This window comes from Sphingobium sp. ba1, from assembly GCF_000743655.1.
Classification (GTDB): Bacteria; Pseudomonadota; Alphaproteobacteria; order Sphingomonadales; family Sphingomonadaceae; genus Sphingobium.
This window is the reverse complement of sequence record NZ_JPPQ01000069.1, coordinates 27,482-38,569: the sequence shown is the minus strand read 5'-3', so window position 1 is coordinate 38,569 and position 11,088 is coordinate 27,482. Positions and strand designations below refer to the sequence as shown.

Sequence of the window (11,088 nt, the reverse complement as noted above, 5' to 3'; positions counted from 1 at the left end):
GGGGAGGGATCGTGCGCCGGACGGACATGGTCCGCTGACGTCGCGAGGACTCCGCTTGGCGTCGGCTAGGGGGTGCCGACGCTCTCGTCCTGACGCTTTTGCCTGTCACATGGTAGAGCGACTTATGGTCGGCCTGTCGCATCGCCTCGCCGCCGCGTAACGCTTTGTATCAGCCTGTAGCAGGGTGCGGAGAAGCGCAGACTTTTGCAGGTACGCACGATAGAAGACCGCATGATCGACCCTTCCCTTCCTCCTGCCGCCACGGTGCTGGTGGTCGATGACGATGCCGATATTCGCGACCTCATCATCGGGCAGTTACGGCAGGAAAATTACCGGCTGCTGGGTGTCGGCAGCCTGACCGAACTGCGCCAGACGCTGCGCGAGGAGACGATCGACCTCATCGTGCTGGACCTCAACCTGCCCGATGGTGACGGCTTGTCGCTGTGCCGGGAGTTGCGGGCCGAGGGGTCTGCCGTGCAGATCATCATGGTGACCGCGCGCGGCAGTGCGATCGACCGGGTGCTGGGGCTGGAACTCGGCGCCGACGATTATCTGACCAAGCCGTTCGAACCGCGCGAATTGCTGGTGCGCATCCGGAACCTGCTGCGGCGCGGGCGGAGCGAACCTGTGGCACCGGCCGAAGCGATGCGCTACGCCCATTTCGGCCCGTGGCGGCTGGACCTGGTACAACGGCGGCTGGTCGCGCCCGACGAGCGATTGGTGATGCTGTCGTCGGCCGAGTATCGTTTACTCTGCCGCTTCATCGAGGAACCGAACGTAGTTCTGGCGCGCGAGGCCTTGCTGCCCGAACGACGCGCGACTGCTGCCTTTGACCGGACGATCGACCTGCAGATCAGCCGGTTGCGGCAGAAACTGGCGGTGCTGCCGGGGGGTAGCGAATTGATCCTGACCGTGCGTGGCGAGGGCTATGTGCTGGCCAGCGCGGTCGATTATTCATGATCCGTCGATCGCTTTCCCGCGTGCCGGTCTTCTTCCGGTCCATGACCGGCCAGATTTTCGTGATCCTGACGATCGGCATGTCGGTCGCCGCGATCATCGCGCTGATGGTCGCCGAACAGACGCGGCGGCATGATTTCGAACGGGTGCGGCGTCAGCGCGTGGTGGCGAGCGCGATGGACATTGCCGACCGCTTACGCCGTGATCCCGCGCGGATCGAGGCGATGATGGCGACGCATAGCATCATTGGCGCATCGCCCGCCCCGGCCGGCGTCGCGATCAACGAGCCGGACGCCGACCTGCAGGCGACGCTGGCCGACCGCCTTGGCCCGCGTTCGCTGCCCGAAGCGGGTCAGGTGCCGCTCGGCCTTTGCTTCCCCGATTTCGCCCGGACGACCGAGCGCGCGGCCGGGCTGGTCGACGCGCCGCGCCCCGATTGCTGGGTCGTGCGCTTCACCGACACCAGTGGGCAGCGGCGCGCACTGGCCCTGACCTTCCCCCGCCTCGCCAAGCCGCTGCGGGTCATCTATAATCCGCTCTACCTGATGGTCATCATCGCCGCGTCGGCAGGCTTGGCGATCCTTGTCGCGCGCTTCGTATCCAAACCGTTGCGCCGTCTCGAACGGGCGGCCGAAGCCTTTTCCGTATCGCTCGACCCGGAGGAGATTCCCGAACGGGGGCCAGAGGAAGTGCGCGCCGCGCTTTCCACCTTCAACCTGATGCAGCGCCGCGCCCGCGCCGGTTTTGCCGAGCGCACGCAATTGCTCGCCGCAATCAGCCACGACCTGCAAACGCCGATGACACGGATGCGGCTGCGGCTGGAGTTGATGGAGGAGGGCGAGTTGCGCGCGCGTCTCCTGCAGGATCTGCAGGCGATGCAGACGCTGGTGCGGGAAGGGCTGGACCTTGCCAGCAGCACCGAAGCGCGCGAGCCATGGTCGCAACTCGACATTGACTCGCTGCTCGCCAGTATGGCCGAGGATGCACAGGAACTCGGCGCGCCGGTGCGGTTCATCACGGGATGCGGCGGTACGGTGCGGGTGAAGCCCAATGCGCTGACCCGCTGCATCGGCAACCTGGTCGACAATGCGATCAAATATGGCGGCAGCGCCGATATAAGCTGCGCGCGGACGGGCGGGCGCGTGCTGATCCATGTGCGCGACCGGGGACCGGGCATTGCGCCCGATCAGCTCGACCAGATGTTCGAACCGTTCACGCGCGGGCCAAGCGGCCAACCCGGCGGGCGGCACGGCACCGGCATCGGCCTCACCATCGCCCGGTCGCTGGCGATGAGTTTCGAGGCATCGGTGCGCTTGCGCAACGCCGATGATGGCGGATTGATCGCCACCATCGACATGAAGGGGTAGGCAAAGGCTGCGTTAGGCCGACAAGGCCTGCCAACCAGCGATGAACGCGCGCGCCGCTTCGCCGACCTGCGCCGCGGTCGCGCCCGGCTTGTAGAGCGCCGAGCCAAGGCCGAACCCATTGGCACCCGCCTGAACCCAGGGGGCCATATTGCCGGGGTTGATGCCGCCGACGATCAGCACCGGCATATCCTTCGGCAAGACCGCGCGCTGCGCCTTGAGCAGGGCAGGGGTGGCGGCTTCGGCCGGGAAGAGCTTGAGCGCCGTTGCGCCCGCCGCGATCGCGGCAAAGGCTTCGGTCGGGGTGAAATAGCCCGGCATCGAAATCATGCCCGCCTGCGCGGTCGCGGCGATCACGGCGATATCGCTATTGGGCGAGATGACAAGCTGTCCGCCCGCCTGCCGCACCTGTTCAACCTGCTCGACGGTCAGCACCGTGCCCGCGCCGACCAGTGCCCGTCCCTCGAACCGGCGCGCCAGCCGGGCGATGCTGTCGATCGGGTCGGGCGAGTTCATCGGCACTTCGATGAGGGTGAAGCCCGCTTCGACCAGCGCGTCGCCGATCGGTTCGACCTCGTCTGGCTGCACGCCGCGCAAAATGGCGACCAGCGGACAACGGGTAAAGGCGGTGGGGAAATCCAGGCTCATGCAATCTGCTCCCAAAGGCGGGTCATGCCCGCGATAAAGGCGGCTTCGCTATCGACCATGACGGCCGTGCCGCCCAGTTCCGTGATGGCGCAGCTATAGAGGGCGCCAAGCGTCGGGTCGGCCAACAGGTGGACGGTGGCGCCGGTCGCATGGGCGGCGCAATCACTGCCGATCAGCAGGCCGCTGGCGAAGGACGCGGCGTCCGCGCGGTCGCGCAGGCCAAGCAGGCCCGCCGGACGGATGGCGAACAGCGAGGCGAGCATATCCCCGCGTTTGGCTTCCCGCACGCCCGCCAGGAAAGCCTCGCCTGCTATGACCGGACCGGTCATATCTTGTCCGATCAGGGCATGGGCCTTGAGCAGGGCGAACATCTCGCCGGTCATGGCCGTGACGAAGGCGGCGATCGCGCCATCGCGCATCCACGCCCATTTGCAATGGGTGCCGGGCTGGCACAGCAGCGCATCGGCGGGCACCAAGCCAGCGGCGACCGCGCCCAGCAATTGCACTTCCTCGCCCCGCATCACGTCGCCCCGGCCGTCGGCAACATGCGACACACCGGGCACGATCATGACGCCGTCCGCGGGATGCGCCATCGCGGCCGCCAGCGTATCGAGCGTCGCGGGCGTCGACACATAGCCCGCATCGATCCAGCCGCGATTGGACCCGACCATCCCCGCCAGCAACAGCGGGCCGCCGCCCAGCCGCTCGCGCAGGCGATCGACTTCCTGCGCAAAGCCGCCAGCCGGCACCGATGTCACGCCCAGCGTATCGCGGTGCGTCGCGACCACTGCGCCATTCTCGATCCGATAGGCGCGGCGATTGGTCGTGCCCCAATCGACGGCGATGAAATGCTCCATTCCCATTTTGTCCGAGTATATCGAGGCCTTCGCAAAGGCAACGCTGTTGGTCGCTGGTCCAGCCAGAGGGGATGACCGTTCAATCATATTGCCATATCCGTATGCCTGGGATACTTTCGGAACGATTGGCAAGATCGGTCGACGGGCAAAGATAAGCGCGCGACGAAAAGGGGAGAGGATGTTGGCTATGACCCACCATATATATGGCCGCATGATGGCCGGTCGATGAGCGCGGTCGAGCGTTTCTCCACCCGTCTCGTGCCGCCGCAAAGTCGCCAGCTCTTCTGGCGCGAGGTGGTGGCGGAGGCCTTTCCCGGTATGACTGCGCATGCACCCGAAGGGATCAAGGCCGAGCTTGCGCGCTGGTCGCTCGGCGGTGTCGGCTTTGCCCGCGCGCGCAGCGAACGGGCGCAGGTCAGCCGGGTCGCGACGGAAGGCGAAGAGCGGCACTTGCTGCTGCATTTGCTTCACCGGGGATCGATGACGATGATCCATGGCGACCGCAGCAGCATGGCGCGGGTCGGCGACGTCGTCATCGCCGATGATCGTCACCCTTATGCCATCGACATTTCGCAGTTCAACGACTGCCTGATCCTGCAGGTGCCGGTGTCGATGATGGGCGACGAAATCGCCGCGCGCGATTGGCACGGCTGTCTGGTGCCATCGACCAACCCGCATGTCCTGTTCCTTGCCCATGTGTTGCAAGGCCTATGGTCGCAGCGCGACCAGCTCGCCGCACTGGACGATGAGGCGGGCGTGCTGCTGGCCGATGCAGCACGGCTGCTCTGCCGACGCAGCGTGCTCGATCGACCGGCGATCGCCATGCCGCGCTCGCCGGTCGATTATGCGCTGGAGCATCTGGGCAATCCAGACCTTGGCACGGCGCTGATCTGCGAAGCGCTCGATCTGTCGCCGCGCGCGGTGCAAAAAAGTTTCTTTCGCCATGTCGGGCTGACGCCGACCGCGTTCATCACGACGCGGCGGCTCGAACGGGCAGCGGCCTTGCTGGCCCGTGACGACGGCATGACGATCACGGACGTCGCCTTCGATGTCGGTTTCAGCGACTCCGCTTTCTTCACCCGCTGCTTCCGCCGCCATTTCGGCGTGTCGCCCAGCCAGTGGCGCAGCGGGCAGGGTGGTTCGCTTTTGTCCTGATCCCCGGTTCGCCCCTATCCAAGACGCGATGGGGACCGCCGCCTATGATGTCCGACAACACACCGGAACAGGTGGGCCATTATGGGAGGATTGAAGATGGGCAAGTCGATGATCGCGGCGCTGATGGCGTCGAGCGCGATGGCCAGCACGCCGCTGTTGGCGCAGGATGCCGAACAATCGGGCGGGATCGCCGAAATCGTTGTGACCGCACAGAAGCGCGCGGAAAATGTGCAGGATGTGCCGATCGCCATTTCGGCCTTCACCGCTGAGTCCTTGCAGGAGCGCGCCGTCGGCAGCGTGTCGCAGCTTTCCGCCATAGCCCCCAACGTCAATCTGGACGCGGGCACGCCCTTTTCCGGTTCCACCGCCGTTCTGGCCGCCTATATTCGCGGCATCGGATCGGACGATTTCGCCTTCAACATCGATCCGGGCGTCGGCATCTATCTCGACGGCGTCTATCTCGCCCGCACGGTGGGCGCGAACCAGGATCTGCTCGATGTCGAGCGGGTGGAAATATTGAAGGGGCCGCAGGGCACCCTGTTCGGGCGCAATACGATCGGCGGCGCGATCTCGATCGTCACGGCCGATCCGGGTGACGCATTCAAAGCCAAGGGCGATGTGACGCTGGGCAGCTACAAGCTGTTCCAGGTGCGCGGGTCGGTAACGGTGCCGATCACCGATGGCCTTAGTTCCGCTTTCACCTTCGGCATCAAGTCGCGCGACGGCTTCTTGAAGCGCCTGCCCTATCCCGACCAGCGGGCGAACAATACGCCCTCCTTCGACGCATTCTCGGCCGCTGGTTATGACAGCGCCGCCAAGGAAGGTGTCAATGACAATTGGAACCTGCGCGGCAAGCTGCGCTGGGACAATGGCGGCGCGGTGCGCGCAACCTTCGCAGGGGACTATAGCAAGGACAAGGGCACGTCGGCGAACAAGCTGATCGGCACAACCGAGTTCGTGCCCGGCAATTTCGCGGGCACGACCAACCTGCCCGGCACGGCGTTCGACCCGACCGGCACCACCGGCTTTCTGTTCGCTGGCCTCTATAATTTCTGCATCGGCAGCACAGGGGCGCAGATCGCGGCGCGCAACGCCCAGGCCTTGTGCGGTGTGGCAGGCACCCAGTTCAATCCGCAATTCCAGCTGGCCAGCGTCGCCAGCGCCAATGTCGATGGCAATACCGCCAATGATCGCCTGCCCTGGGACGGCCGCTATCTTGTTGCAGACAAGGATCGCAGCTATGCCAGCGGCAACAGCTATTCCAACCTCGAAAGCTGGGGCCTCAGCAGCATCGTCGATTTCGACCTGGCCGATAATCTCGCGCTCAAATCGATCACCGCCTATCGCGAGCTGCACTGGAATGCGGGCCTCGATGCGGACGGATCGCCGCTCAATTTCGTACAGTTGAGCTTCACCATGAACCAGTGGCAGTTCAGCCAGGAACTCCAGCTGCTCGGCAACGCCTTGGATGAAAAGCTCAACTATGTTCTGGGCGCCTATTATTTCAAGGAAGCGGGTGACCTGCACGACTATGTGACCTTCGCCGAAGGCTTGGTGCAGGTCGACGGTCCCAATGAACTGGCGACCAAGAATTACGCCTTCTTCGGCCAGATCGACTATCGCCCGATCGACCTGATCGGCATCACCATCGGCGGTCGCTACACCAATGAACGTAAGCGGTTCGAGGGCGGACAGCAGGAGCTGAACGGCTTCAACTACAAGCTGTTCGGTTGCGCCGATGCCAATGGCAATGTCTTCCCCGGCGGCGCTTTCCCGCTGGCACCGATCCCCTGCCAAGCGGGCCTGGGCTATCCCGACCCGAACAATCCGGTCCGCGTCAACACGCCCGGCGTCAATCGCAAGAAATTCAGCGATTTCTCGCCCAAGGTCGGCGTCCAGATCCATCCCACCGACGATGTCATGCTTTATGGCAGCTGGTCGAAGGGCTATAAGACCGGCGGCTGGACCACGCGCCTGACCAACCCACAGGGCAATGTCGCGCCCGACTTCAACGAGGAAAAGGCGACGACTTGGGAAGCGGGCATCAAGTCCACGCTGCTCGACCGGCATCTGCAACTCAACGCGGCGGTCTTCTCGACCAAATATCGCGATATTCAGCTCAATATCCAGGTCGGCACCTCGCCCACCATCGCCAATGCAGGCGATGCGCGCATCCGCGGCTTCGAACTGGAGATGGTGGCCGCGCCGGTCGATGGCCTGACCATCAATGGCGCGGTCGGCTATATCGACGCCCAATATACATCGGTATCGGCGGGCGCTGCGGCGGTCGGCGGGGCTAATGGCTTCCAGGCCGGGACGTTGGTCGGCGAAACCCTGCCCAAGACGCCCAAATGGAAGGTCAATCTCAGCCCCCGCTACGAAGCCAAGCTGGGCAATGGCGCGTCGCTGGTCATGCTGGCCGACTGGACCTATACCTCCAGTGCCTGGAACGACACGCAACGCACGCTGCTGCTCAAGCGCGTATCGACCGACATCGTCAACGCCTCGATCAGCTATCGCGAACCCGATGGCAAATGGTCGGTAACGGCGGGTGGCACCAACCTGACCGACAAGCGCTTCCTGACATCGGGCGGGTCCAACATCGCGGCGGGTGCGATCTTTGGCACCTATAACCGGCCGCGCGAATGGTATCTGCGCTTCGGCTTTGATTTCTGATCATGGGCCGGATCGCGATCAGGGCCGCTGTGGTGGAAGCACCGGGCGGTCCCTTCCACTTCGAAACGCTGGCCATGGACCCGCCCGGTCCCGACCAAATCCGCGTGCGGCTCCACGCCTGTGGCATATGCCACACCGACATGGTGATGCGCGATGGCGCGCTGCCCACGCCCTTCCCGGTCATATTGGGGCATGAAGGGGCGGGTGTGGTCAATGCGGTTGGGTCCGCTATCGACGATGTGGCGGTCGGCGACCATGTATTGCTGAGCTTCCATAGCTGCGGCGCCTGTGGGGCCTGCCATGATCACCAGCCAGGCTATTGCGTCGAATTCGTGCCGCGCAATTTCATGGGGGTAACCAAGGCGGGCGAAGGTGGCATCTGGCGCGGTGATCAGCGGATCGGCAGCAACATCTTCGGCCAGTCGGCCTTCGCGACCCACGCGCTTGCGCATCGCGACAATGTGGTGCGGATCGACCCCGATCTGCCGCTCGACATCCTCGCCCCTTTGGGTTGCGGGATCCAGACGGGCGCGGGCACGGTGCTGGAAACGCTCAAGGTTGCGCCTGGCCAGTCGATCGCGATCCTGGGGGCTGGGGCCGTTGGCCTGTCCGCCGTCATGGCGGCGGTGATTGCCGGTGCCGGACGGATCGTGGTGATCGATCGCCATGCAAGCCGTCTTGACCTCGCCTGTGCAGTGGGCGCGACCGAGACCGGCAATGACCTTGGCACTGTTGACGGCGCGTTCGACCATATCGTCGATACGACCGGCGTCCCCGCATTGCTTGGTCCAGCCGTGGAGAAACTGGCGCAGCGCGGCACGCTCGCGCTGGTCGGTGCCTATCCGCCCGGCGGTTGCGCCATCGATCCTTCGGCGATCATGAGCATGGGGCGGCGGATCGTCGGCGTGGTGGAGGGCGGCATCGACCCGCAGAGCTTCATTCCCCGCCTGATCGGCTATTATCGCGACGGCCGGTTGCCGCTGGAAAAGCTGATCCAGCGCTATGCTTTCGATGATCTGCACACTGCCTTCGCCGCGTCCGAAAGCGGGGCGGTCGTCAAACCGGTGGTGGTGATGGATCATCCCTGACGTTCAGCGACCGGCAAGGCGGTTCGGGTCATAGCGTCAGCCCAATGACAGGGAGACGCATCATGGTGGACAAATTGGGGACAGCGCCGACCGGCCTTTGTGACAGGCGCAGCTTGATCGCGACAATCGCGCTGTTGCCGCTTGCCGCCTGCGCGACTCCGATGGGCCGCTATACCGTGGAGGAAGCGGTGCGCCGCCTGCTCCAATTGTCGAGCCAGCGCGCCTTTGCGCGCCTGACCGAACCGGGCGGCTTTTACGACGATCAACTCACCCGCATCACGCCCCCCGATCTGGGCGGGGACCGGGGTGGCGCGGTGTTGTCCGCGCTGCTGCGCACCCGCGCGGTACGCGATCGGGTCGGCATGGCGCTCAACGATGTCGCCGTCGATCTGGCCGACAATGCCGCGCCGATCGTGATGGATGCGGTGCAGCGCATGACGCTGGCCGATGCCGTGTCCGTCCTGCGTGGCGCGCCGACGGCGGCGACCGACCTTTTGGCGCGCGAAGCACGCGGTTCGGTGGTCGAAGCCCTGCTGCCCGGCGCGTCGCGCGCGCTGCGATCGGACATGTTCGAAATGCTGACGGCGGCGCTGTCTGCCACAGGCGGCCGGGATTATGCGGCGCTGGCGGACAATGTGTCGGGCCAGATCGGCGACGCCATCTTTCGCGCCATCGGCCGCGAGGAAGCGGAGATACGGCGCGACCCCGCCGCCACGCGCGACCCGATTCTGATGGCGCTGCTGCGATAAGCCCCTTGATTTTGGCGGCGCGCCGTGGTGTTCCGGCCCCTATGGAACAGAAATATCCCGGCGTCGCCGCCATCCCCTGGGACCAGCCCGCGACGATGATCGACCTCGACGGCAAGCCGCCACTGATCGGCACGATCCGCGACTGCGCGACCCATTTCGCGCTCTATAAACCCCACGCCCAGACGCAGGCGCGGGTTTTGCTCACTCACCCCGTCCATCGGGAAGGCCGCAAGACGCGGACCTGGCTGCTGGAACCCAATGAGATCGAAGCGCTGGTCGGGCGAATGCGCAGCGAGGCACACTAAGGTTCGACCAGTGCGCGCCCGGCGTCAATAATTCCACTGCACCTGGGTGCGGATAAGGTGGCCTTCGGCGCGGCCGGTCCGGCGTTCGTCGGCTTCGGCGCGCTTCATCCGGGCATAGGCCATGGTGATCTCCAGCGCCTTCCATGGCTGCCATTCCAGGCCCAGTTCGAACTCGTCCGTCTCCAGACGCGGGGCGTTGGTCGCGGCTTTCCAGCCGCCGCGATAATGTTGCCAGCGGCCATAGGGCATCAGCGTGCCGAAACTGTCCGATGTCGGCAGGCGCATCATCATCTGGACATAGCCGCCATTCAGCTTGCTGGCGCGGATCGACTGGCTGGCCAGATCATATTGCGGCGCGCGGCCCCAATTCCATTCGGCCTGAATGCCGATCGGCTGGGGATACAGCATGGCGTGGATGCCAGCGCGATTATCGTCATAGGAGAGAGCGCTGACGCCGCCGCTGCGGATTTCCGGCTGGATGGTGTTGAGCATCGCCGACCCGCCGATTTCGAACACCTGGCCTGCAAAGGCGTCGCCCAGACCATCCAGTTCGAATGGCCAAGTCGCAAAGGCGACCTTCATCAGGTCTTTATTCTGCTCGGTCTTGTTGATGCCCTGCCCGTTGAACAGGCCCAATCCGAACGCGCCATAATTGCCGAACAATTTTTGCCCGTCATCGGCTAGCCTGTCCCAGATTTTCTGGACTGATGGCGGCGTATAATAGGCCACGACGCCCAGGTCGCGCTCGCCCGGCACGGCGCTGTTGATACCGTCGCTGCGATCGAGCGTCAGGCGGTTGGACGAGGATTGCATATTCTCCCAGCCATAGGGCACCTTCGATTGACCGAACCGCAGCCGGACGCTCTTGGCCTTGTCGAGGAAGATGTCGGCATAGGCGTCGCGCAACTGGCCGAAACTCTCCCGGCGCTCGCCACCACTCTGGTTGCTGACGGCGGTCGCGAAATCCGGCTGCAGATAGAGCGATACGCGATCAGAAATATCGCCTTGCAGGACGAGGCGGACCCGGCGCAGGGTAAAGCCGCCCTTGTCGGAAATGCCGCTGTCATGGACCGACCGCAGGCGGGATGTGCCCGCAGGCGCGCTGTCGTCGCCGGACAGGAAGGCATTGTAGCGCATCTGGGTATAGCCGCGCAGCGACAGGCGATCATACCAGCCTTTCTTCGGCTCTTGAGCAGGTTCGGCATCGACCGGGTCGGGAGTGGGTGCCGAAAGGCTCGCCATCTGCGGCGCAGGGGCGGGTGCAGGGTTGGTCGGAACCGGCGCAGGGG

10 protein-coding genes are annotated in these 11,088 nt (G+C 64.8%); 7 read left to right on the top strand and 3 right to left on the bottom strand.

What is annotated here, in order from left to right:
• The first annotated feature begins 231 nt into the window (after window positions 1–231).
• A complete protein-coding gene (locus IL54_RS03225; protein ID WP_037473208.1) occupies window positions 232–960 on the top strand; it encodes a response regulator in 729 nt (242 codons plus the stop codon).
• On the top strand, window positions 957–2,324 hold the full coding sequence (locus IL54_RS03220) for an ATP-binding protein (RefSeq protein ID WP_037473206.1): 1,368 nt from the start codon (window positions 957–959) through the stop codon (window positions 2,322–2,324). The genes IL54_RS03225 and IL54_RS03220 overlap by 4 nt, the downstream gene beginning before the upstream one ends.
• A gap of 12 nt (window positions 2,325–2,336) precedes the next feature.
• Here IL54_RS03220 and IL54_RS03215 read toward each other — a convergent pair whose 3' ends face one another.
• Both IL54_RS03215 and IL54_RS03210 read right to left on the bottom strand, forming a co-directional pair.
• Window positions 2,337–2,969: a 2-dehydro-3-deoxy-6-phosphogalactonate aldolase gene (locus IL54_RS03215; protein ID WP_037473204.1), complete on the bottom strand. Its 633-nt coding sequence runs from the start codon at window positions 2,967–2,969 to the stop codon at window positions 2,337–2,339.
• Window positions 2,966–3,832, bottom strand: a complete 867-nt coding sequence (locus IL54_RS03210) for a 2-dehydro-3-deoxygalactonokinase (protein ID WP_037473203.1) — start codon at window positions 3,830–3,832, stop codon at window positions 2,966–2,968. Before IL54_RS03210 ends, IL54_RS03215 begins: the two co-directional genes overlap by 4 nt.
• 219 nt (window positions 3,833–4,051) lie before the next feature.
• Here IL54_RS03210 and IL54_RS03205 point away from each other — a divergent pair, with 219 nt between their 5' ends.
• From IL54_RS03205 to IL54_RS03185, 5 genes are all read left to right on the top strand, one after another.
• Entirely contained in the window at window positions 4,052–4,981 is a 930-nt protein-coding gene (locus IL54_RS03205; RefSeq protein ID WP_037473201.1) for an AraC family transcriptional regulator, read from the top strand.
• A gap of 81 nt (window positions 4,982–5,062) precedes the next feature.
• The gene (locus tag IL54_RS03200; RefSeq protein ID WP_237748770.1) at window positions 5,063–7,657 is read left to right on the top strand and encodes a TonB-dependent receptor; all 2,595 of its coding nucleotides are present in this window, start codon (window positions 5,063–5,065) and stop codon (window positions 7,655–7,657) included.
• A 2-nt stretch (window positions 7,658–7,659) separates the two neighbouring features.
• The gene (locus IL54_RS03195; RefSeq protein WP_052027536.1) at window positions 7,660–8,745 is read left to right on the top strand and encodes an NAD(P)-dependent alcohol dehydrogenase; all 1,086 of its coding nucleotides are present in this window, start codon (window positions 7,660–7,662) and stop codon (window positions 8,743–8,745) included.
• A gap of 62 nt (window positions 8,746–8,807) precedes the next feature.
• Complete coding sequence (locus IL54_RS03190) at window positions 8,808–9,494, top strand: DUF4197 domain-containing protein (protein ID WP_052027535.1); 687 nt, start codon at window positions 8,808–8,810, stop codon at window positions 9,492–9,494.
• A gap of 41 nt (window positions 9,495–9,535) precedes the next feature.
• A complete protein-coding gene (locus tag IL54_RS03185; protein WP_037473199.1) occupies window positions 9,536–9,799 on the top strand; it encodes a hypothetical protein in 264 nt (87 codons plus the stop codon).
• Between the two features lie 24 nt (window positions 9,800–9,823).
• On the opposite strand, the gene IL54_RS03180 is transcribed toward IL54_RS03185, so the two are convergent.
• A partial coding sequence (locus IL54_RS03180; RefSeq protein ID WP_076605539.1) for a porin occupies window positions 9,824–11,088 on the bottom strand: 1,265 nt, incomplete at its 5' end.